Genomic DNA, 24,267 nt, shown 5'->3' with positions numbered 1-24,267 from the left:
CTGAAAAGCGAGCCTTGTGCTCGCTTTTTTGTGTTGTTTTAAGTATTTGTGTAAACTAGAAAAGCGCTTACCAGAATCCACCGGTAGCATGAGTCACACCAAATGCATCATGTCCAGTTGCTGACACCACACTCCAAGTACAAAAGTGCGCACCAAACCCACCCGATAGAACAGGTGAGTCTAGCCGTTATTTTTCATTGAACTTCTCCTTGACTACCCCTGTAGACATCGTCGCTTAGCCTCTCCATTCATATTTTCAACACAATAATTTCGCAAATTTCTGAAAACTCCTTGTAAGTGGGTAACAACTAGAGCTATTCACCTATTTTTTTTGCTAGGTCAAATTAACTTTTATGCTATAATCAACGTGAAGGCTATCACGTAAGTAAGAATCTTTTACAATCAAATTTTTTTGAAGTACATAATATGTCCAAGTGAATCGGTATGATGAAGATGTACTAGTGTTCTTGGATAAACAAATAAAAGTGCAGGTGTTGGAGATGAACGCACAGCAGCATCAAACGAATCGGGTTTTATCGATGTATGATCGTTTGCAACAAGGACAGCTGCTCACGAAAAAAGCGGAAGCAGATGCTTTTCATGTCAGTGAAAAGACCATTCAACGTGATATTGAAAGCATTCGCAAATATCTTGAAACGACAAAAACGAACAAGTTTCTTGAGTATGACCACAAGGAAAAGGCCTATAAGCTAGAAATGGACGACAATCCCCATTTACAAAATGAAGAAATTCTAGCTATCGTTAAAGTTTTGATTGAATCTCGGGCATTTCCAAAAGTCGATATGGATCGGTTGATTAACAAACTAACGGATTTGGCACAACTAGCCGATCAGGATTTCATTAAGAAATTGATGTTAAACGAAAAGCATTTATACGTAGACTTGCAGCATCAAAAATCCTTAATTCCGTTGCTGTGGGAATTGGCAAAAGCCGTCCATACAAAGCGACTTATTAAGGTACGTTATCAGCGGGAACGCGACGAACAAGATGCTGAACGCATACTGAAACCTGTAGGTCTAATTTTTTCAGAGTATTATTTCTACTTAATTGCTTATCAGACGACGAGAGAACTCGATTTCCCTACTATTTATCGGGTAGATCGAATAACTACATGTACGGTGATGGACAAGCACTTTGAACTGCCTTACAGCGACCGATTCCAAGAAGGTGAATTCCGCAAACGCATCCAATTTATGCACGCTGGTGAACTCATGACCATTACGTTCCGTTTTACAGGACCCTCCCCACAAGCCGTACTCGATCGCCTACCGACAGCAAGGATTGTGTCGAAAGAAGATGACGGTGATGTTGTTGTTTTTGAAGCGGAAGTATACGGACACGGGATTAAAATGTGGTTGTTGAGTCAGGGAGAATTTGTGGAGGTTTTGGGGCCTGAGGAGTTGAGGCGGGAGATGGGGGAAAGTGTTACTCGGATGTCGGTTAAATATGAAAATAGGAATCAGAAGAAACTGGCGTTAGAATTTAAAAGGTGAGATTAAATCTGATTTTTGAAGAGGGGATTACTATTTCTATAGAAACATATGATGTTTTAAAGGACCTCAATGAATTGAGTAATGACAATCACTCTCAAGGTTCTTTGAAGAAACTATTCCATGATTATGAAGAAGTAGTTGTAAAGAGCCTAATTACATCTTTTGGATTAGATTTTATGTTAATTAAAGATCGGCATGGTGGTGATGTAGACACTATACACAACGTTCGTGAGATTCAAAAAGAAAATGCACGTATTAATGATGGGCAGCAAAAGGAAAGGAAATTTGATGGCTATGCTAATAAAAAGAATGAAGCCGAATATGACCGAGTAAAAGGTAGTTACGATAAGACTGTATCGGGTAAATATCATACTAATAAAGATTATAAGCAACGGAATGAAGAAGCTTCTGTTAGTAAAAAAGCTGGAACGCAAGTAGATGCTTATAGTGGAAAAAGAATGAAGCGGAATTCTAACATGGACTTAGATCACACAATTTCGGCAAAGGAAATCCATGAAGATGCGGGAAGAGTTTTAGCTGGCGTAGATGGGGTAGAATTAGCGAATAAAAAATCTAATCTAAATCATACGGATCAGTCCATAAATAGGTCTAAAAAAGCTCTTTCAGTCGATGAATTCACGGATAGATTAGACTCCACGCGTATTCAACGTCAACAAGAAATTCAGATGTTGAGAAAGAAGGATTCGTTAACCGATAAAGAGCGTGGTAAATTAAATAAACTCGAGAAATTAGAGTCTGTAGATATTGAAAAAATGAAAGCTGCTGATAAAAAAGCTAGAGCCGCTTATGAGAGGGAAATTGCATCTAAATATTATAGTAGTAGCAAATTTATCAATGACACACTATCAGCGGGTTATAAAAAAGGTATGCAAATGGGTATGAGACAAGCATTGGGGACAATTCTTGCAGCTGCCTGGATGTGCATTCGTGAGGAAGTCCCTAAATTGGTAGCTAAACTAAAAGATAACTTTGAATTAGGGGCCTTTTTCAAGGGGCTAGTTGAAATTATACAAAAAGCCTTTATTAGAGTTAAAGCTGTGTATAAAGATGTTATTCAAAGTTTTTCTAATGGGGCGCTATCAGGCATAATTTCCTCTTTAGTAACAGCGCTTACCAACATATTTTTCACAACGGCGAAAAATGTGGGGAAAATTATTCGTGAATCATGGGCATCTATTGTTGAGGCAGTAAATATTTTATTGTTTAATCCGAATAACCTCCCGTTTGGGGAAGTATTAAAAGCTGTATCTGTCATCATTTGTACAGCATCGTCTGTAATACTAGGCACGGTTGTTTCCGAAGCTATGAGTAAAATTCCTGCTTTACAGCTCCCTATCATTGGAGATGTGTTACCTAAATTTGTGGGTGCTCTAGTTACTGGATTAATGAGTATTAGCCTACTTTATTTTTTAGATCATTCTAAGATGGTGCAAACACTAGTTGACTGGGTGAATAAATTGAAAACTCAATCGGACTATAAAATAGAGTATTATCAAAAAGTGCATGCCGAAATCTCTAGATATGCAGCTGAACTTGCGGATATAGATTATGAAGAATTCAATAATCAAATCTTAGCAGTCCAATTTATAAATCAGCAGTTGAAAAGTGCCACAAATACGATAGATATGAATACAGTATTGACGAAAATTGTTGAAAAGTATGGTATTGATTTACCCTATGATAGAACTATTAAAGGACTAGATGATTTTATGCAAAATAAGAATGCAGTATTGACTTTCAAATTATGAGTAATTTTTTTTGTGATCAATGTGGTTTGTGTTGTAAGAATTTATCTAAGTCTTCATTATATAGTGATTTAGATAGAGGAGACGGTGTTTGTATTCATTTTGATGAAGAAAGTAATTTATGTGGGATATATGAGGAAAGACCTTTGAAATGTCGGATTGATGATATGTACAACCATTTTTATAAGAGTACGATGACTATTGAAGAGTTTCATCAATTAAATTATGAGGCATGCAATATACTAAAAAAAGAGGAGCGATTATAAATGCCATTACCATTAATTGTTGCCGGGGTAGCAATTGCAGCAGGAGCTACGGGAATTGTTACAGGGGCAAAAGGGACTAAAAAAATAGCAAATGCAAAAAATAGAGTAAAACAAGCAGATGAAACATACCAAGCTGCAAAGGAGAAGTTAGAGGGAAAAGAGCTTACAACAAACATTTCACTAGATAAGTTAGGCTCACTTAAAGTACAAATTTGGAAGGACTTTGATAGATTTTCAATTGCATTTGAAAAAATTCAAAACAGACCTGAATTTGAAACTAGTGTTAACGATAAATTGACTCTGCCTAAGCATGCACTTCATGAAATTCAGGAAATTCAGGTTAAGGCTGTGGAGATTTTAGGGACGACAGTTGCTTCAGCTGGAGCTGGAGCACTAACAGGTATGGCTACATATAGTGGTGTACTTGCATTAGGTACAGCATCTACAGGTACGTCCATTAGTACCTTGTCTGGTGCTGTGGCAACGAAATCTGCTTTAGCTGCTCTAGGTGGCGGGTCATTGGCTTCAGGGGGAGGAGGTGTTGCCTTAGGGACACAGATATTAGGGGGTGCTGTTGCTGGACCAGTTATAGCTGTTGGGGGATTACTATTAAATGCTAAGGGTAACTCTAGTCTTGGAAAAGCTGAAAAGGCAGAACAAGAAGTAGACAAAATAGTAAAGACGATTGATAGGTCATGCAAGTATATGACGAGACTAGCTAACCTGTCATTTAACTTGCGTAAGGAATTGATAGCTACCCAAGAAGTCTATCTAAATCAAGTAGGATTGTTAGAAGAGTTGGTTGTAAATAAAACTGACTATAATGATTATGCGCTTGAAGAAAAAGTGATCGTAGATAATAACATCAAAATGGTGGGTATATTATATAAGCTTTCAACTCAAAGTTTACTTCGTCAAGCTAGTACAGAAAACGAACAACCTAAACTACTTGAAGATGATGTTAAACAATTGATTGGAAATGTGAAGTCAGAAAGATTGCTGATTGAATCTGTTTAAAAGAAAATATATAAGATGAACAGTGCTAGGCACTTAATCTATACAACTGAACGCGATGTATTTGGCAAGTTCCCTGTTCACGGTAGTTGTTTGGTGTGTGCCTTAGCATTCAGCGTGTATAATCGAGTTTTTTTGCTTACGTCCTAAGTGACTGTTAGTATGTTCTTTGTTAATCAGTCTGTTGTGCGTTGACCTGTATAATTCCTGCAAAGGGCGCAGAAATTATACAAACTAAACCCTTCGTTGTTCGTCTTGTCACAATTCGAAGAGCGTGAATTGTGGCAATGCCTGGCACGGTTTGTTCTTTTTCTTAGTGTAAATATGGTATCTCCTCTCCCTTCTCACTTTCAAAAAACCAAAACCGCAATAATTCTTCCCTTCCTATATTAGAATCCACAAAAAAGTGGTATACTATACGAATGTGCCATGATGTCGGTTATTGGTGGATCAATCGCGCCTTGGCGTGATTGTGCCCGGGATTTTGAATGGAGTGTACTCAATTGATTCCTTACAAAATCTGTGGCATCCGCCGGAGACTTTAACTTCATTCAGCTAAGGGATTACCATCGAGTGAAATGGGAACTTACATTATAATCCACCACTTTAACAGAAGCAGAGGATTTCTGCTGAATGAGGTTAAACTTGTATTCACTGAGCGCTATCACTTACACTATTATTAATACATATAACGTATACAGTTCAGGCTGGAATATGGAGAGGAGTTCTATTTAATGACAGAGAAAAAAGTCTACACATTTGAATGGGCAGGTCGACCGTTGACAATTGAAACGGGGCAACTTGCAAAGCAGGCGAACGGCGCAGTGCTCGTTCGTTATGGCGATACAACAGTACTTTCAACAGCAACATCTTCAAAAAATTCACGGGGGCTAGATTTCTTCCCGCTGACGGTGAACTATGAAGAGCGTATGTATGCAGTTGGGAAAATCCCAGGTGGCTTCCTTAAACGTGAAGGACGCCCTTCTGATAAGGCTGTTTTAACGAGCCGCTTGATTGACCGTCCAATCCGTCCGTTATTCGCAGACGGTTTCCGTAATGACGTTCAGGTTATTTCGCTTGTGATGTCAGTCGATCAGGACTGTTCATCTGAGATGGCTGCAATGCTCGGGTCTTCACTCGCATTGTCTGTGTCGGATATTCCGTTTGAAGGACCGATTGCGGGCGTTCAAATTGGGCGTATCGATGGACAATTCATCGTCAACCCAACACCAGCACAATTGGAAAAGAGTGAACTCGATCTGATTGTTGCGGGAACAAAAGATGCGATTAACATGGTTGAAGCGGGTGCGAAGGAAGTTGCAGAAGACATCGTTCTTGAAGCGATTATGTTCGGTCACGAAGAAATCATTAAACTGATCGAATTCCAAGAGAAGATTGTTGCTGAAGTCGGCAAAGTAAAAACAGAAGTGGAGTTATTCCAACTCGATGAAACGATTTTAGCAGACATTCAAAATAGCTGTGCAGCAGATTTAAACAGTGCCATCCAAACGCAAGAAAAACATGCACGTGAAGATGCGATCAATGCCGTGAGAGAAGCTGTCATCGAACGCTACACAGAAGCTGAAGCAGACGAAGCGACGATGAAACAAGTGAAAAATGTCTTGGATCAGCTCGTGAAAGACGAAGTACGTCGCCTGATTACAGACGAAAAAGTCCGTCCAGATGGCCGTGGTCTTGATGAAATCCGTCCACTTGCTTCTGAAGTTGGCATTTTGCCACGTACGCACGGTTCAGGTCTCTTTACGCGTGGACAAACACAGGCACTTAGCGTTTGTACGCTTGGCGCATTGGGTGAAGTACAAATCATCGATGGCCTTGGCATTGAAGAATCAAAACGCTTTATGCACCATTATAACTTCCCGAACTTCAGTGTCGGTGAAACAGGTCCGATTCGTGGACCAGGCCGTCGTGAAATTGGTCACGGAGCACTTGGAGAGCGTGCGCTATTAGCTGTTCTGCCAAATGAAACGGATTTCCCATACACAATGCGTTTAGTAGCAGAAGTACTTGAATCAAACGGTTCATCTTCACAGGCATCAATCTGTGCGTCAACAATGGCAATGATGGATGCTGGTGTTCCATTGAAAGCGCCGGTTGCAGGAATCGCAATGGGGCTTGTGAAACGCGGAGACAATTACTCTGTTCTTTCTGATATCCAAGGAATGGAAGACCACCTAGGGGATATGGACTTTAAAGTAGCAGGTACTGAGCAAGGTATTACTGCGCTTCAAATGGACATTAAAATCGAAGGGCTTTCTCGTCAAATTTTGGAAGAAGCATTGGCACAAGCTAAAGTCGGCCGCTTGAAAATCTTGAACCACATGATGACAGCAATCGACACGCCACGCACAGAACTTTCGGAATTTGCGCCGAAGATTATTATGATCAAAATCAATCCAGACAAGATCCGCGATGTTATCGGGCCTGGCGGGAAAGTGATTAACAAAATCATCGAAGAGACAAACGTGAAAATCGATACAGAGCAAGATGGTACGATTTACATCTCATCTCCTAACAATGATATGAACAACAAAGCAAAAACGATGATTGAAAATATCGTTCGTGAAGCAAAAGTTGGCGAATACTACATGGCGAAAGTGAAACGCATTGAAAAATTCGGTGCTTTCCTTGAATTATTCCCAGGTAAAGACGGCCTTCTTCACATTTCTGAAATCGCAGAAGAACGCACGAAAGCGGTTGAAGACGTTTTGAAAATGGATGATGTGATGTATGTAAAAGTCATTGAAATCGACAATCAAGGACGCGTGAACTTGTCCAGAAAAGTCGTGTTAAAAGAAGAAAAAGAAGCGGCTGAAAAAGACAACAAGTAAATAGTCGTATGACAGAAAGCCTCTCTTCATAAACATGGAGATAGAGGCTTTTTGTTCATTATAGGAGGGGAATGTAAGTGGTTGAAAAATACATATGTGCAAACGGTGTTCGAATTGTTCATGAAAAAATGCCTTATGTTCGTTCGGCAGCGCTTGGTATTTGGGTAGAAGCTGGTTCTGGAGATGAATCAGAATCTGAGGCAGGGATTGCGCACTTCATCGAACATATGCTGTTTAAGGGGACGCCAACGAGAAGTGCACGGACAATCGCCGAAGAGTTTGACCGCATTGGTGGCGATATCAATGCATTTACATCGAAGGAAATGACGTGTTATTCAGCGACAGTGCTCGGTCATCACGCTTCACATGCGCTGGAAGTGATGGCGGATATGTTCTTCAACTCGTCATTTAATGCGTTAGAAATCGCAAAAGAGAAATCGGTTGTGCTTGACGAGCTGGCGGTGGTTGAAGATACGCCCGATGACGATGTCGATGAACGCTTATGGTCCATCATGTATCCAAATCAGCCGATTGGTAGGCCTGTGCTCGGTTATACGGAAACGATTGAAACTTTTGATAAGCAAATGATTGAACAATTTATGGCGCGTCTCTATACACCGGAGCGGATTGTGATCTCGGTGGCGGGCAATTATGATGAGCAGCTAATTCAGCAAATTGAAGCGTATTTTGGTTCATTTCATAGAGAAGAAGTGAAAGTGGCGAGCATTTTGTCCCTTCCTGAATTCCATGGTGGCGTGAAGGAGAAGTTAAAAGACATTGAACAGGCGCATATTTGTATAGGATTTCAGGGGCTTGCGGTGCGTGACAAGCGCATGCATGGACTGACCGTTTTGGATAGTATTATTGGCGGCACGATGTCTTCACGCTTGTTCCAAGAGGTGCGGGAAGAGCGTGGGCTGGCGTATTCGGTGTACTCCTATTATTCTGCTTATAAGACGACAGGGGCATTTGTCATTTACGGAGGTACTTCACCGGAGAATTTACAGGAAATGACGATGACGATTGATAGGATTATTGACTCGGTTGTGGATAAAGGGATTACGGATAACGAATTATACAATGCTAAAGAACAATTAAAGGGCGGTTTCTTGCTTGGGTTGGAAAGCTCGGAAGCACGCATGCATCGCAACGGCCGAAGCGAACTTATTTTGCAGGCGCATAAAACGATCGATGAAGTAGTAGCGCTGATCGATGGCGTGCAAGCAGATCAAGTTCACAATGTCGCTATGGACATTTTCACGCAGCAACGGGCAATTTCAATGATTGTCCCTGAAGATCTTGCATGATATTAGTCAGCTTTCCTAGTGCTATTTCATATGATGGATGGAGATGCAGGGAAGGAGAATGACGATGCTACTATCAGAGCTTGCGCAGAAAGAACTGATTCAAGTGGAAGACGGGGTTCGCTACGGTTTTCTTGCAGATACGGATCTGGTTTTTAATGGGCAAACAGGTGAGATTCTTGGATTTGAAGTGCGAAAGAAAATGGGACGATTTTCATTCAAGAAGCAGCAAGAGCAGTCGGATGAATTCATCCCTTGGAGTGAAATTGTGTTAATTGGCGAACATCGCATTCTTTTTGGTAAAACGACTAGCAGGGACGGGATGGATGTAGATGACAGATACTAATTGGTTTTTCATCGGAACGGATCCGCGCTTGGCAATGTGTAGCGAAATGCTGTCGGAGAGAGGATTCAACAGCTATCATATCGGGACAGATCAGTACACGGAGCAATTGGGCGAACAACTTGCGGAATTAGCGCCTAAGCATATCGTGTTCCCGATTTTGCAAATGAAGGGCACAATACCACCAGAGGCATTGGTTGAAGGTGCACGCCTTTATACGGGAGTTGCTTCGGAAGAGTGGCTTGCTCCATTCAAGGAGTCAGGTTTTAGCGTACAGCCTTACTTAAAAGATGAGCAATTTATCTGGCAAAATGCAAGGCTTACGGCAGAGGCGTTTGTCCATGTTTATTATGCAAACCTGCAACGCCAAATCGCGGGTTCTTCATTTGCTGTCGCTGGTTTTGGCAAGGTAGGAAAGGCGACAGCGCATGTTTTGGCATCGCTTGGGGCGCGGGTGACAGTCATTGCGCGCTCAGCTGCGCAGCTCGGTGAAGCAGAGGCTATGCAATACGAGACGATTCAGCTGACCGATGACTTTCACATGAATGAAGGCCAGCTTGTCAATACGATTCCTGCAAAATGGCTTTCGCTTCCAGAAGGGTCGACGCTCCGTGTTTTTGACCTCGCATCGGCGCCCGGTTGCCTAAAGGAGCAGCCACCATCTGAATACTATACAATACACCTTGGATTGCCGGGGAAACATTTTCCCGTCGATGCTGCAGCTGCATTGGCAGATGCACTTGAAAGGATGTATAGCAGATGAAAGGGGAGCTCTATGCTACAAGGAAAGCGCATAGGTCTTGGTATCACAGCTTCGCATTGTACGTATGATGTACTCGTCCCGGTCATTAATGCATTAAAGGACGAGGGGGCGACGGTTGTCCCCGTCATTACCCACTCCGTTCTGACGGCTGCGACGCGTTTTGGGACGGGAGAGGAGTGGATTGCACGCATTGAGGCGGCAACTGGCGAGAAAGTGATTTCTACCATTGTCGGTGCAGAGCCATTTGGTCCCTCGACACCTGTCGATTGTATGATTATTGCGCCGATGACAGGCAATTCCATTAGTAAATTTGCTAACGCTTCAACGGATAGTCCTGTTTTAATGGCCGCAAAAGCGACGTTACGCAACGGTAGTCCCGTTTTACTCGGTATTTCGACAAACGATGCACTTGGACTAAATGCTATGAACATTATGAAATTACTCAACATGAAAAATGTTTTTTTCATTCCATTTGGCCAAGATGATCCTTTCAACAAGCCGAACTCGCTGATCTCCGATTTCACCTTGATGGTACCTGCTGCCGTTGCCGCTTTAAAAAAACAACAACTACAACCTTTATTAATTATTCACGATAAAAAGTAAAAAGACAGTACAGAAAATTCGTGGATATGATATAATTCGACCAATGAACTGCTAACGGTGTAACGGACTAAAGGTTTTCTACTTACTTTTATGTAGCGATATAGAAACGAATAGAGGTCCAGCTTTTTTCACAACCGTAAAAGCTGAAAGGGAGATAGAGATGAATAAAGTAAATGTTGCAATCGTCGGTGCTACGGGGGCTGTCGGTACAAAAATTCTTGAAAAATTACTTGAACGGGATTTTCCTGTTCAATCCATTAAATTGCTTGCTTCAAAACGATCTGCCGGAACAGAAATTACGGCAGGTGGTCAAACTTATATCGTTGAAGAAACAGTTCCTGAATCATTTGAAGGCGTCGACATTGCATTTTTTAGTGCAGGTGGTAGCATTTCTGAAAAATTTGCTGCGGAAGCAGTAAAAAGAGGGACCGTTGTCATTGATAATACGAGCGCATTCCGTATGGTGGAAAATATTCCGCTTGTCGTTCCGGAAGTGAATCCAGAAGCATTGAACAACCATACGGGTATCATTGCGAACCCGAACTGTTCAACAATCCAGATGGTGACGGCGCTTCAACCAGTGAAAGAGAAGTATGGTTTAAGTCGCATTATCGTGTCAACATACCAAGCGGTTTCTGGTGCAGGTGCAGAAGCGATTGATGAGTTGAACAACCAAAGTCAACAATTTGAAGGTCGCGTTTCGAATGAAGCAGCGATTTTACCATCTGCATCAGCAGAGAAGCATTATCCGATTGCTTTTAACGCAATTCCGCAAATCGATGCATTTGATGCATCCGGCTACACATTAGAAGAATTAAAAATGATGAATGAGACGAAAAAGATTTTCGGCGACTACGACATGTCTGTGACAGCGACTTGCGTCCGTCTTCCTATTGTTACAGGTCATTCTGAGTCGGTTTATATCGAAATCGATACAGAGGAGGTAACGGTCGAAGAGCTGCGTGCAAGCATGGCGAGTGCGTCAGGCGTAGTCATTCAAGATGATCCCGGGAATCAGCTGTACCCAATGCCGTTATTTGCAGAAGGAAAAGATGAAGTGTTCGTTGGCCGCATTCGGAAGGATCCGAAACAACGAGGAGGGTTCCATATGTGGATTGTCTCAGACAATTTGCTTAAAGGAGCTGCATTGAATTCGGTACAAATTGCGGAAAAATTGATTCAACAATAATTTAAGGCAAAGGGCTGATAATTATGGAACTTGGACGCGTATCGACGGCAATGGTCACACCTTTTTCAGCAACCGGTGACATCGATTATGACAAAACTGAAAAATTGATTGAACACCTGATTGCTAATGGGAGTGATTCATTGGTCGTATGTGGTACGACTGGCGAATCACCTACACTGTCTGTAGAAGAGAAGGAAGCACTGTTTACGTTCGCGATACAAACGGTCAATAAGCGTATACCAGTCATCGCGGGGACGGGGACGTTTTCTACAAAGGAAACGGTTAAGCTGACAAAGATGGCGGAACGAGTAGGGGCTGACGGAATTATGCTCGTCGCACCTTACTACAACAAACCCGATCAAAAAGGGATGTACGCTCACTTCGCGCATGTTGCAGGAGAAACCAGTTTGCCAGTAATGCTGTACAATATTCCAGGACGATCGGCCGTCAACATGCTTCCGGAGACGCTCATCGCTTTATCGAAAATAAAGAATATCCGAGCGGTAAAAGAAGCGAGTGGAAGCCTTGACCAGATGGTTGACATCATTTCGGGGACGGACGATGGCTTTTCCGTCTACAGCGGTGACGATGCATTGACGTTGCCGACGCTTGCAATAGGTGGAAAAGGCATTGTGTCGGTCACCTCGCATGTCGCGGGAAATGAAATGCAACAGATGATTGCGGCGTTCAATGAAGGGCGGACAGAACAAGCTGGTGCGATGCATCGGGCATTACTGCCTTTATTCCACGCAATCTTCTCTGCACCGAACCCAGTAATGGTGAAATACGCGCTAGAAAAACTAGGTGTCGAAACTGGCGGAGTCAGACTGCCGCTAATTGGGCTTGAATCCAAGGACGATGCCTTTGATAAAGTCTGGGAAAACTTTAAGGGAAATCTCCATATTTTCAATTAACTATAGCCGGTAGCGAATACCGGCTTTTTTTGTTTGTGCAGATAGGTCTAGTCCCGTATAATGAAATATAGTCGTTATGGACGGGAATGAGTAATAGGAGGAAATAATGTGACAAAAACAACAAATGAAGTAATTAGAATCATCCCCCTCGGTGGAGTTGGGGAAATTGGCAAAGCGATGTACGTTGTCGAAATCGATGAAGAGCTGTTTATTGTCGATGCAGGCCTAATGTTCCCAGAAGGAGAAATGCTTGGGATTGACATCGTCATTCCGGACATGTCGTATATTGAAGAGAATAAAGAGCGCGTAAAAGGGATTTTCCTTACGCATGGTCACGAAGATGCGATTGGTTCAATTGCGTACTTATTACAGAAAGTACAAGCACCAGTCTATGGTTCTAAATTGACTATTGCATTAGCAAAAGAGCATTTGAAAAAAATGCCTGCTCCGTCGGGCGTGAAGTTTTTCGAAGTAACGAATAAAAGTCGGATGAATTTTAAAAAGACGCACGTCACATTCTTCCACACGACGCATAGTATTCCAGATTCACTAGGGATCGTCTTCCATACGAGTGAAGGGGCGATTGTGCATACGGGCGAATTTAAATTCGATCAGTCAGCGAAGGGCAAGTACCGTCCGGATATTGCGAAGATGGCTGGCATTGGTGAAGAAGGTGTCTTCATCCTCATGTCGGATTCATCTGAAGCGGAGCGCCCGGGGTATACAACGTCCGAGTCCGTGATTGAAAACAGTCTCTCTAAAACATTCCACGGTGCAGAAGGACGTATTCTCGTTGCGCTGTACGCATCGAACTTCATACGGATCCAACAAGTGTTTGATAAAGCATTTGAAAACGGTAAAAAGGTAGCGGTTGTTGGGAAAAGCTTGGAAAGTTATTTTGAGGTAGGCGTGAAGCTTGGGTATTTGACGATCAAAGATGATGTTGTCATCCCAGTCAAGGAGATTGGCAAATACGATGACAGTCAAGTGGTCATTATTGTAACAGGTAACCAAGGAGAGCCACTTGATGCGCTAGAAAGAATTGTGCGTAAACACCATAAAGACATTCGCATTAAAGAAACAGATACAATCCTCATTACATTCACGCCATCACCGGGCATGGAAGTTTCGATGTATCAAACGATGAATGACTTGGCAAAAGCCGGTGCAACGGTGCTGACTTCAAGCAAGAATGTCCACGTATCCGGTCATGGTAGCCAAGAAGATTTAAAGCTGATGCTGAATTTGATGAAACCGAAATACTTTATTCCGATTCAAGGTGAATACCGGATGCTCATTGCGCATTCGAAGCTTGCACAGGAAACTGGGCTGAAAAAAACACAAGTTTTCATCGCGGATAAAGGTGATATTGTTGAATATAAAAGTAATAAAATGCGCATGAGTGGACGCGTTCAAGCTGGTAATATTTTAATCGACGGCATTGGAGTCGGAGACGTTGGAAACATCGTTTTACGTGACCGTAAATTGTTGTCACAGGACGGGATTTTCACAGTCGTCGTCACATTGAATCGCAAACAGAAGCGCATTGCAGCAGGACCAGAAATTGTCTCACGCGGCTTCGTCTATGTACGTGAATCTGAGGAGCTATTTGAGGAATCCCGAAAGCTGGTTACAAAGATTGTCGAGAAGTATGTGAATAAAGAGACGTTCGAATGGACAAACATTAAACAAGAGATTCGTGACACACTAAGCTCATACTTATATCAACAGACGAAAAGAAGACCAATGATTATTCCAATTATTATGGAGTACTAATATATAAGTTGAACTTATTATTTGTATCTACTCACCAGCGAAGGCGCCAGATATAAATTGAGCTTTTTGTTTCAACTTATATAGTATCAACGCATAGAGCCGATCCGAAGGATTTCCTCGCCGTCTGAACGGTGGGGAAATTCTTTTTAGGTCTACAGGAAGTGAATCATGCAGTCATTGCCGCAGGACGCGGCGTTCTTAGACTGCGTTTTATAATTCGGGCGCTTTGGATATTGTCTAGGCTCCGGTCGCCAGATGCTCGGGTTGCTTCAGACTTGCTGATAAAGATAAAGGCAAAAAGCGCCTTTATCTTCAAGTCTTCCGACGTACAGGACGCGGCGAATTTAGTCGGTCAGCACCTGTCGCATCTAAACGGCGCCCTGCGCTTTTCTAAAAAAGGGGGAGAACAATGGCTAAGAAGGCGACGAAAAAGAAAAAAGGCTCGTCTGCAAAAAAGAAGAAGTCCTCTGACTTGCATCCATTGGTGTATGAAGTAATCGGCCTCTTAATGATTGGCCTTGCGGTCATTATTATTTTTGAATACGGCATTGCAGGGAGAACACTTTCCTCTGCATCAAGATTTATATTCGGGAACTGGCATGCTGCCGTTCCGTTGCTACTGATTATTCAAGCATTAATGTTCATGATTAAACAAAAGGTAGGCGGATGGAAAAATCGAATTGTCATCGGTAGCTTATTTATCCTATCCAGTCTCATCTTATTTAGTCATATTCATTTATTTAAAGAGCTATATGAAAGTCGTGTGCTAATGAGCAACTCAGCGTTGAAAGAAACGTGGAAAGTGCTTGTGACGAATGATGGTATTGCGTCGAGAAGTGGTGCGTTAGGCGGTGGGATGGCAGGTGCGATTTTGTTTGCGCTATTCCATTCGCTATTTGACTCAGCGGGTGCAACTGTAGCGGGAATCTTGCTGTTGCTCATCGGTGTGATGTTACTAACAGGAAAAGCGCTTGTGCCATACGTCATTGAACATTTTCCGAAATGGTTGAATACGACGAAAGAGCAAATTAACAAAAGAGTACAAGCGGTGGAAAAGCCGGCGAATCAGACGCGTACAACACGTTCGAAGAGAAGAACGGTACAGGCGGAGGAAACGCCGCAAGTGGACATAGCTGTCCAACCGCCAGAAGCGGTAGAGATTGTTGCGCCGCCGATTATTTCAGCATTCAGTGAAAATATTGACAAGCCGGTTCGTGAAGAACAGCCGCCGATAGTGGAAGATCCGGTAGAAGCGCCAGCAGAAGATTCTGCTGAGGCGTCTACGTATACGGGTGTAGCGGGAGAGGAAGAAAACGAATCGTATATTTTGCCACCTGCGTCTTTATTGAAGCAAACACCGGCGAATGATCAATCCGAGGAATATAATTCGATTCAGGCAAATGCCCAAAAATTGGAGCAGACATTCCTGAGCTTTGGTGTCAAAGCGCGTGTTAGCCAAGTGCATCTTGGTCCAGCGGTGACGAAATATGAAGTGTTGCCAGATACAGGTGTCAAAGTGAGCCGTATTGTAGGGCTCGCGGATGATATTGCACTTGCATTGGCGGCAAGTGGCATTCGGATTGAAGCCCCTATACCCGGAAAATCGGCTGTGGGTATTGAAGTGCCGAATCGTTCTGTGGCAGTGGTTAGCTTGCGCGAAGTCATTGAGTCGAAGGAGAATAGCCGACCTGACTCTAAATTGATGATTTCACTTGGGCGTGATGTAACAGGGCAGGCGATGTTAGCGGAATTGAATAAGATGCCGCATATGCTCATTGCCGGTTCTACAGGTAGTGGTAAAAGTGTTTGTATCAATGGCATTATTGTCAGTATTTTAATGAGGGCGAAGCCACATGAAGTGAAAATGATGATGATTGACCCTAAAATGGTGGAGTTGAATGTCTATAATGGTGTGCCTCATCTATTGGCGCCAGTTGTCACAGATCCACGAAAGGCTTCTCAGGCTTTGAAGAAAGTTGTATCTGAAATGGAAAGACGCTATGAACTCTTTTCGCACACAGGAACAAGGAATATCGAAGGTTATAACGAACATATAGAAGCGTGGAATGAAGAGAACGAGGAAAAACATCCACGTATGCCATACATCGTCGTCATTGTCGACGAGCTCGCTGATTTAATGATGGTGGCTTCTAGCGATGTGGAAGATTCGATTACTCGTTTAGCACAAATGGCGCGAGCAGCGGGCATTCACTTAATCATCGCAACGCAGCGTCCGAGTGTTGACGTTATTACAGGTATTATTAAGGCCAACATTCCCTCACGAATTGCGTTCGCAGTGTCCTCTGCCATTGATTCGCGGACGATCTTGGATGGGGGAGGAGCCGAAAAGCTGTTAGGACGAGGAGATATGCTGTTCCTGCCAGCGGGTGTATCCAAACCAATGCGGATTCAAGGCGCTTTTGTGTCGGATAATGAAGTAGAAGCAATTGTGGACTTTGTCATTGAACAGCAAAAAGCCCAGTATCAAGAAGAAATGATTCCACAAGAAGTAGAAGAGGTTCCTACGCATGAAGAGACGGACGAACTATACGATGATGCAGTCCAACTAGTGACAGAGATGCAGACAGCCTCTGTCTCGATGTTACAGCGGCGTTTTAGAGTGGGTTATTCAAGAGCGGCTCGTATTGTTGATCAGATGGAAATGCGTGGCGTAGTGGGGCCGCCTGAAGGTAGTAAACCGCGTCAAGTGTTGATTGGCAGGGATGGAGAGGACCCTTACGCATAATAAGTGTGACAAAATAGCTATGTTTTAAGCGTTCAAACGAACACATTTATATTTTTTTAAGAGCAAATGTTTATTTTATAAGATGAAAGTGATATAGTATGGATGATTAGTAATGATGTTTAACATCAGAGGTCTGACCTCGTCTGAAGGAGGGAGATATAATGATGGTGAAAACGGATCAGCGGCATTTATATGTACAAGTAATTGAACGTTTGAAACAGGATATCGAATCGGGCATCTTTAAAGAGAACGAGCGCTTTCCTTCAGAGTTTGATCTTGCGCGTACGTTAGGTGTCAGCCGAGCAACACTCCGTGAGGCACTTCGTGTGTTGGAGGAAGAAAAAGTCATTGTGCGCAAACACGGCGTTGGGACGTTTGTCAATTCGAAGCCATTGTTTTCATCGGGCATTGAACAGTTATCGAGTGTGTCTTCCATGATTCGTGATGTAGGAATGGAACCAGGTACAATCTTCATGGATGTGTCGGAAAACGCTATGTGTGATGATATGATGAAGAAGTTTAATTGTAGCGAAGAAGAGCGCCTTGTGACGATTAAACGAGTACGAACAGCGGATGATGATCCAGTGGTCTATTGTATCGACCATGTACTGGCAAAAAATCTTCCGTCAGGCACGGAGGAGCTATTGAATACGTCTTTATTCGATGCGATTGAAAAATCTGGCACCATTCATATTGCACAGGCTGTGACACATATTGAGCCACTTGGGTATGATAACGAGGCATCGGCTATTTTAAGATGCGGTGTCGATGTTCCGCTACTGGTCTTATTACAGCATCATTACAGCGAGGAAGGCGAAATGGTCCTTTACTCGAAAAATTATTTCAGAGCTGATAAATTCAGTTTTCATGTTGTGCGAAAAAGGGTATAAGACGGTAATACGTCCTACTAATATGAAGAAAATGAGGAGGTTCCAACAATGAGCAAACGCAAATTTGGTCTTGCTTTATCAATGGTTCTTGCTGCTGGTACATTACTTGGCGCTTGTGGAACAGATAAAGGGAAAGACAACGCAGGCAATACAGGTTCTGATAGCAAGCCGAAAGAAGATACGTTTTCAATCGCAATGGTAACAGATACAGGCGGTGTTGACGACAAATCATTCAACACATCTGCTTGGCTTGGAATTCAGGAATATGGGAAAGAGAACAATTTGACAAAAGGTGACGGTGGTTATGATTACCTGCAGTCAAAAGAAGAATCGGAGTACCCACCGAACTTGAACAAATTGGTTCAACGTGACTTCGACTTGATTTTCGGAGTTGGATACCTATTGAAAGATGCACTTGAAGAAGTAGCTGCACAACGTCCAGATAACAAATTCGCACTTGTGGATGAAGTATCTGATTCGCCAAACATCGCAAGCCTTATGTTCAAAGAGCAAGAAGGTGCATTCCTTGCTGGGGTAGCAGCGGCTAAAATGACGAAATCCGATAAAATCGGTTTCGTTGGTGGTATGGAAATCCCGGTAATTGAACGCTTTGAAGCTGGATTCCTTGCGGGTGTTGCGGCAGTAAAACCAGATTTAAAAGTAGATGTACAGTATACAGGTGATTTTGCAAAAGCCGAACTTGGTAAAGCAACAGCAAACCGTATGTACGCTTCAGGCGTAGATATTATTTTCCACGCTGCGGGTGGTTCAGGTAACGGTGTATTCGCAGAGGCAAAAGAGCGTAAAAAAGCAGATCCAAATGCATATGTATGGGTAATCGGAGTAGACTCTGATCAGTATGATGAAGGTAAAGTTGGCGACGATAATATTACATTGACGTCTATGCTTAAACGTGTTGACATCGCAGTAAAAACAACTGCTGAACTTGCTGCAAAAGGTGAATTCCCAGGCGGTAAAGTAACAACGTTTAGCTTAGCGGATAACGGTATTGAATTGGCTGATTCACGCGGCGCGATTCCAGAAGACGTTTTAGCTGAAATCGATGAGTTCGCGAAGAAAATTGCGGACGGTGAAATCGAAGTACCAGAATTCGTAGAGAAAAAGAAATAATAGCCACTTAGAATCATGAAGGCCGACATCTATCGGCCTTCATGATTTCCATTTTCATTTAACTCTAGTTGCGTCTAGGGTCATTGATTTAACAGAAGAAAGGATTCCATTGAAGGAATCTTTTCTTGTGTTAATTTCAACTATAAAGTACAGGTACATATGTGAATACAAGGGAGTGAACCCAGTGGAATATGTAATTGAAATGCTGAACATCCGCAAGGAATTCGGTAATTTTGTTGCGAATGATAATATTACGCTTCAGTTGAAGAAAGGCGAAATTCACGCGTTGTTAGGTGAAAATGGTGCCGGAAAGTCTACGTTAATGAACGTATTATTTGGCTTGTATCAACCAGAAGGTGGAGAAATAAGGGTACGCGGAAAAGCGGTAGCGATTACAGATCCCAACATTGCCAACGGTTTAGGGATCGGCATGGTTCACCAACATTTTATGCTCGTTGAAAATTTAACGGTCACGGAAAATATTATTCTCGGCAACGAACCGAAAAAAATGGGCATGATTAACATCAAAGATGCGGCGAAAAAAGTCGCTGAAATTTCGAAGTTATATGGCCTTGAAGTGGATCCGAATGCAAAAATCGAAGATATTTCAGTCGGTATGCAACAGCGCGTTGAGATCTTGAAAACGCTTTACCGTGGTGCAGAAATTCTTATTTTTGATGAACCGACAGCTTCTTTAACGCCGCAAGAAATCAGCGAATTGATTTCGATTATGCGCAAGCTGATTGAAGAAGGAAAATCAATTATTATTATTACGCATAAACTACAAGAAATCATGGACGTCTCAGACCGTGTGACCGTTATTCGTAAAGGACAAGGGATTGGAACGGTTATTACAGCTGATACAAACCCTGAAGAGCTTGCAACACTTATGGTAGGGCGTCAAGTGACGTTCAAAACAGAGAAAGGACCTGCTCACCCAACGGAAGAAGTGCTACGTGTCGAAAATCTTGTCGTAGAAGATTACCGTGGTGTACCGAAAGTGAAAGGGTTGAACTTGTCGATTCGTAAAGGAGAAATTGTCGGCATTGCAGGGATTGACGGCAATGGACAATCTGAACTAATCGAAGCGATTGCGGGTCTACGCAAAGTGAAAAGCGGAAAAATATTTATTGACGAAAAAGATATTACGGGGAAAAAACCGCGTGAAATTACAGAAGCTGGTCTTGGTCATATCCCACAAGACCGTCATAAACACGGCCTCGTTTTGGACTTTTCCGTAGGCTATAATGTTGCCTTACAAACGTATTATAAAGAACCTTTTTCGAAAAAAGGCATTATGGATTTCCAATCCATTTCTACTAAAGCCAATGAAATTATTGAAGCTTACGATGTGCGTACACAAGGAGAGCATGAGCTAGTTCGTGCACTATCAGGTGGAAACCAGCAAAAGCTCATTATTGGACGTGAGGTGGACCGGAATCCGGATTTACTGATTGCGGCTTTGCCGACGCGTGGTCTGGATGTTGGCGCCATCGAATTTATCCATAAAAGACTCATCGAGCAGCGAGATAATGGGAAAGCGGTATTGTTGATTTCGTTTGAGTTGGATGAGGTGATGAACGTTTCTGACCGTATTGCCGTCATTCATGATGGGATGATTGTGGATACGGTGATTCCGGAAGAAACGACTGAACAGGAATTAGGGTTACTGATGGCAGGGCAAGCAAAAGAAGAACGCGCTGTTGAAGGGGAAGTAGGTGGCAAGCACGATGTCAAATAAAGTTGTCAATATATTAGTGCCGATTATTTCAATCATTTTAGGGCTAGCTGTTGGAGCCTTGGTGATGATTTTTAGCGGCTATGATCCTGTGGCGGGTTATATCGCCCTATGGAATGGGATTTTTGGAAGCTCGTATTCGATCGGTGAAACGATTCGTCAAATTAGCCCGTACATACTTGCTGGGCTTGCGGTAGCGTTTGCCTTCCGTTCAGGGCTCTTCAATATTGGGGTCGAGGGACAACTCATTGTCGGTTGGTTTGCGGCGGCTTACGTCGGTATGGCTGTTGAGTTGCCGAAAATCATTCACTTGCCATTGGCCATTCTAGCAGCGGCAGTTGCAGGAGCATTATGGGGGTTAGTACCAGGGATTTTAAAAGCGAAACTGCATGTACATGAAGTTATCGTGACAATTATGATGAACTATATCGCCCTTCATACTGTGAATGCGTTGATTAAAACGATTTCAGATGGTGGCTACAAGACAGAGAAAATTCATGCGACAGCATCGTTGCGCTCTGAATTTCTATCCAATCTGACGGACTTCTCTACGTTACACTACGGTATACTAATTGCGCTTGCGATGGTTGCTGTCATGTGGTTTATATTGGACAAAACCAAAATGGGTTACGAATTGAAGTCAGTTGGGTTTAACGAACATGCCTCGCAATATGCAGGGATGAATGTTCAAAGAAATATTGTGCTATCCATGGTTATTTCAGGTGCGTTTGCTGGACTTGCAGGCGCAATGGAAGCACTTGGAACTTTCGGTAATATCGTGTCACGCGGTGCTTTTACAGGGATTGGTTTTGACGGTATTGCGGTTGCCTTATTAGGTGCCAATACACCACTTGGCGTTATTTTTGGTGCGTCACTCTTTGGTTCGTTAAAGTACGGTGCAGGTAATATGCCAAACGAAGCTGGCGTTCCAATTGAAATCGTTTCAATTGTCATTGCACTCATCATTTTCTTTGTGGCTTCAGGTTATATCATCCGTGTGCTCCTGAGCAAAATGAAGAAGAACAAGGAGGCGAAGTGATATGACATTTCTTGAAGTGCTTTACTTCATCATCCCCCTAACGATTTCATATGCTGCCCCACTTATTTTTACAGCGATTGGCGGTTTGTTTTCCGAGCGTTCAGGTGTTGTAAACATTGGGTTGGAAGGTCTAATGGTGATGGGGGCATTCATAGGGATTCTCTTTAACTTGTTTTTTGCTGATACATTCGGTGCTTGGACGCCGTGGCTTGCGTTACTGGCGGCGATGGTTGTTGCAGCGATCTTCTCGATTATGCATGCAGTAGCATCGATTTCGTTCCGAGCAGACCAGGTTGTTTCAGGGGTTGCCATCAATATGCTTGGGATTGCAATCGCCCTGTTTTCAGTCAAAATGATTTTTGATAAAGGACAGACAGATTTCATTCAACGCAGTATTCCACGTTTTAACGTGCCGATTTTGCATGAGATTCCGTTTATCGGACCGTTGTTTTTCAAAGGGGTCTATGGTTCATCCTTTTTAGCGATTGCCTTGGCATTCCTTACGTGGTTCATCATCTTTAAAACGCCATTTGGTTTGCGTTTGCGTTCTGTTGGGGAACATCCAATGGCAGCCGATACGATGGGTATCAATGTGACGAAAATCCGCTATATTGCGGTCATTATTTCAGGTGGACTTGCTGGGATTGGTGGGGCGATTTATTCGCAGACGATGACGAATGATTTTAGCCACGCGACGATTAATGGGCAAGGATTCATGGCGCTTGCGGCGCTTATCTTCGGGAAATGGCATCCGATTGGTGCGATGGGTGCTGCACTATTCTTCGGATTGGCACAAGCGCTCGCAATTAGTGCTTCCGGCATTAGTTTTTTAGAAAATGTACCAGCTGTCTATTTGCATATTTTGCCGTACGTCTTAACGATTCTTGCACTTGCAGGGTTTATCGGAAAAGCGAATGCACCGAAAGCAGTTGGCCAGCCATATATTAAAGGAAATCGATAACAGAAAGAGCTGCCTTGACTGTCTATAAATAGACTTCAGGCAGCTTTTTTTCAGGGCAATGTATACGGAATGGTTCAGGGTTTTAGGGCGTAAGATATAGTATTGCCTAAAGAATATTTGCATACTTCATCATACGGAATGTATAGTGAAGTGAGGATTCCGCATATTAACCAAAACAGAGGTGTTTAGATGTTTAGAAAAGTTGAGCTTCAAGAAGGCGTTACGTTATATATTCGCAGGTCAGAACAATTCAAAACCGTCAATTTCTCGGTGAAATGGAAAGCTGCGTTAGATGAAAAACAAGCAGCCCATCGCGCAGTATTGGCAAATGTTTTGGAAGATTCGAATGGCCGTTATCGAACACAAACGGAATTCCGCAATACGTTAGACGAATTATATGGAACGGTCTTGTATACAGATGCTTCAAAACGTGGCGATCGCCATATCGTTTCGTTGTATACAGAATGTGTCAATGATGAGTATTTGACAGATGGTGGCGTACTGGACGAAGTGCTGGGCCTTATTCAAACGGTGATTTTTGAACCGAATGCGGCAGATGGGCAGTTTGACGAGACAGTCGTTAACCGCGAAAAGCGTTCTGTTAAAGAACGGATCCGTTCACTTTATGATGATAAAACGAGATACGCGCAAAAGCGTTTACTCGAATTGTTGCGACCGAATAGTGCGGCATCTACACCGTCTTATGGAACGGAAGCAGATGTTGAAGCATTGACGGCAGCAGAATTGTATACAACATACCAAAAGATGCTACAGGAAGATGAAATCGACATCTACATTGTAGGCGATATTGATGAAGAGTCGATGATTGATCATATCAAATCGTTGTTCCCGTTCACTGCACGTCCTGTTCAAACACGTCAACAGGCTGCTATTACCCATGAAGTAAAGGAACTACGTACAGTTCGTGAACAACAGGACATGAAGCAGGGGAAACTTCACCTTGGCTTCAGTACACCTGTGACGTTCGGGCATCCTGACTATGCTAAAATGCAAGTGACAAATGGAGTATTTGGTGGTTTTGCGCATAGTAAGTTATTCATGAATGTCCGTGAAAAGGAAAGTATGGCGTATTATGCGTCAAGCTCGTATGCATCTCACTACGGATTGCTTTATGTCATGGCGGGGATTGATGCGGAGCTTGATGAGAAGGCGATCAAACTCATTAAAGAACAGTTACAGGCGCTTCAACAAGGTGATATTACGGACCTTGAGCTCGAACAAACGAAAGCATTGCTTGCCAATGGCATTAAAAGTGCTTTTGATTCAGCGCGAGGGCAGATTGAAGTATTCGATCAATTTAAAGAGCTTGATGAGCAGTTTACCGCAGAAAAAATTATTGCGAACTGGGAATTAGTAACAAAAGAAGATGTGAAGCAGATGGCTGCTAGTATTACATTAGAAGTCGTGTACTTGCTATCTGGGAAGGAGGCCATCTAA

The 24,267-nt window shown here is 42.8% G+C and carries 18 protein-coding genes; all 18 read left to right on the top strand.

Features of this window, described 5'->3' with window-relative positions:
* Window positions 1-467 precede the first annotated feature (467 nt).
* The gene (locus MKY34_RS18360) at window positions 468-1,514 is read left to right on the top strand and encodes a WYL domain-containing protein (RefSeq protein ID WP_342512557.1); all 1,047 of its coding nucleotides are present in this window, start codon (window positions 468-470) and stop codon (window positions 1,512-1,514) included.
* Window positions 1,511-3,283 (top strand): hypothetical protein, encoded by a 1,773-nt coding sequence (locus MKY34_RS18355; RefSeq protein ID WP_342512556.1) that lies wholly within the window; start codon window positions 1,511-1,513, stop codon window positions 3,281-3,283. Before MKY34_RS18360 ends, MKY34_RS18355 begins: the two co-directional genes overlap by 4 nt.
* Window positions 3,284-3,546: 263 nt before the next feature.
* Entirely contained in the window at window positions 3,547-4,563 is a 1,017-nt protein-coding gene (locus MKY34_RS18350) for a hypothetical protein (protein ID WP_342512555.1), read from the top strand.
* A gap of 731 nt (window positions 4,564-5,294) precedes the next feature.
* Window positions 5,295-7,412, top strand: coding sequence for a polyribonucleotide nucleotidyltransferase (gene pnp, locus MKY34_RS18345; RefSeq protein WP_342512554.1), 2,118 nt, complete (start codon window positions 5,295-5,297; stop codon window positions 7,410-7,412).
* 77 nt (window positions 7,413-7,489) lie between these two features.
* Complete coding sequence (locus tag MKY34_RS18340; protein ID WP_342512553.1) at window positions 7,490-8,719, top strand: pitrilysin family protein; 1,230 nt, start codon at window positions 7,490-7,492, stop codon at window positions 8,717-8,719.
* Between the two features lie 64 nt (window positions 8,720-8,783).
* Window positions 8,784-9,062, top strand: coding sequence for a YlmC/YmxH family sporulation protein (locus MKY34_RS18335; protein ID WP_342512552.1), 279 nt, complete (start codon window positions 8,784-8,786; stop codon window positions 9,060-9,062).
* Window positions 9,049-9,822 carry a hypothetical protein gene (locus tag MKY34_RS18330; protein ID WP_342512551.1) on the top strand — a complete coding sequence of 258 codons (774 nt, stop codon included), beginning with the start codon at window positions 9,049-9,051 and terminating at the stop codon, window positions 9,820-9,822. Before MKY34_RS18335 ends, MKY34_RS18330 begins: the two co-directional genes overlap by 14 nt.
* 12 nt (window positions 9,823-9,834) lie before the next feature.
* Window positions 9,835-10,425, top strand: a complete 591-nt coding sequence (locus tag MKY34_RS18325; RefSeq protein ID WP_342512550.1) for a dipicolinate synthase subunit B — start codon at window positions 9,835-9,837, stop codon at window positions 10,423-10,425.
* A gap of 160 nt (window positions 10,426-10,585) precedes the next feature.
* Window positions 10,586-11,614 carry an aspartate-semialdehyde dehydrogenase gene (locus tag MKY34_RS18320; protein WP_342512549.1) on the top strand — a complete coding sequence of 343 codons (1,029 nt, stop codon included), beginning with the start codon at window positions 10,586-10,588 and terminating at the stop codon, window positions 11,612-11,614.
* A 23-nt stretch (window positions 11,615-11,637) separates the two neighbouring features.
* A complete protein-coding gene (gene dapA / locus MKY34_RS18315; RefSeq protein WP_342512548.1) occupies window positions 11,638-12,528 on the top strand; it encodes a 4-hydroxy-tetrahydrodipicolinate synthase in 891 nt (296 codons plus the stop codon).
* 108 nt (window positions 12,529-12,636) lie between these two features.
* Window positions 12,637-14,304, top strand: a complete 1,668-nt coding sequence (locus tag MKY34_RS18310; RefSeq protein WP_342512547.1) for a ribonuclease J — start codon at window positions 12,637-12,639, stop codon at window positions 14,302-14,304.
* A gap of 409 nt (window positions 14,305-14,713) precedes the next feature.
* Entirely contained in the window at window positions 14,714-17,050 is a 2,337-nt protein-coding gene (locus MKY34_RS18305) for a DNA translocase FtsK (protein WP_342512546.1), read from the top strand.
* Between the two features lie 161 nt (window positions 17,051-17,211).
* Window positions 17,212-17,940 carry a GntR family transcriptional regulator gene (locus tag MKY34_RS18300; RefSeq protein WP_342512545.1) on the top strand — a complete coding sequence of 243 codons (729 nt, stop codon included), beginning with the start codon at window positions 17,212-17,214 and terminating at the stop codon, window positions 17,938-17,940.
* Window positions 17,941-17,988: 48 nt separating this feature from the next.
* Window positions 17,989-19,071: a BMP family protein gene (locus MKY34_RS18295; RefSeq protein WP_342512544.1), complete on the top strand. Its 1,083-nt coding sequence runs from the start codon at window positions 17,989-17,991 to the stop codon at window positions 19,069-19,071.
* Window positions 19,072-19,255: 184 nt separating this feature from the next.
* Window positions 19,256-20,812: an ABC transporter ATP-binding protein gene (locus MKY34_RS18290; protein ID WP_342512543.1), complete on the top strand. Its 1,557-nt coding sequence runs from the start codon at window positions 19,256-19,258 to the stop codon at window positions 20,810-20,812.
* Complete coding sequence (locus tag MKY34_RS18285) at window positions 20,802-21,848, top strand: ABC transporter permease (protein WP_342512542.1); 1,047 nt, start codon at window positions 20,802-20,804, stop codon at window positions 21,846-21,848. Before MKY34_RS18290 ends, MKY34_RS18285 begins: the two co-directional genes overlap by 11 nt.
* 1 nt (window position 21,849) lies before the next feature.
* Window positions 21,850-22,809: an ABC transporter permease gene (locus tag MKY34_RS18280; RefSeq protein WP_342512541.1), complete on the top strand. Its 960-nt coding sequence runs from the start codon at window positions 21,850-21,852 to the stop codon at window positions 22,807-22,809.
* A 189-nt stretch (window positions 22,810-22,998) separates the two neighbouring features.
* Window positions 22,999-24,267: a pitrilysin family protein gene (locus tag MKY34_RS18275; RefSeq protein ID WP_342512540.1), complete on the top strand. Its 1,269-nt coding sequence runs from the start codon at window positions 22,999-23,001 to the stop codon at window positions 24,265-24,267.

This window comes from Sporosarcina sp. FSL K6-1522, assembly GCF_038622445.1.
Taxonomy (GTDB): domain Bacteria; phylum Bacillota; class Bacilli; order Bacillales_A; family Planococcaceae; genus Sporosarcina.
The sequence above is the reverse complement of the archived record's forward strand: the minus strand, read 5'-3'. Positions and strand labels throughout refer to the sequence as shown.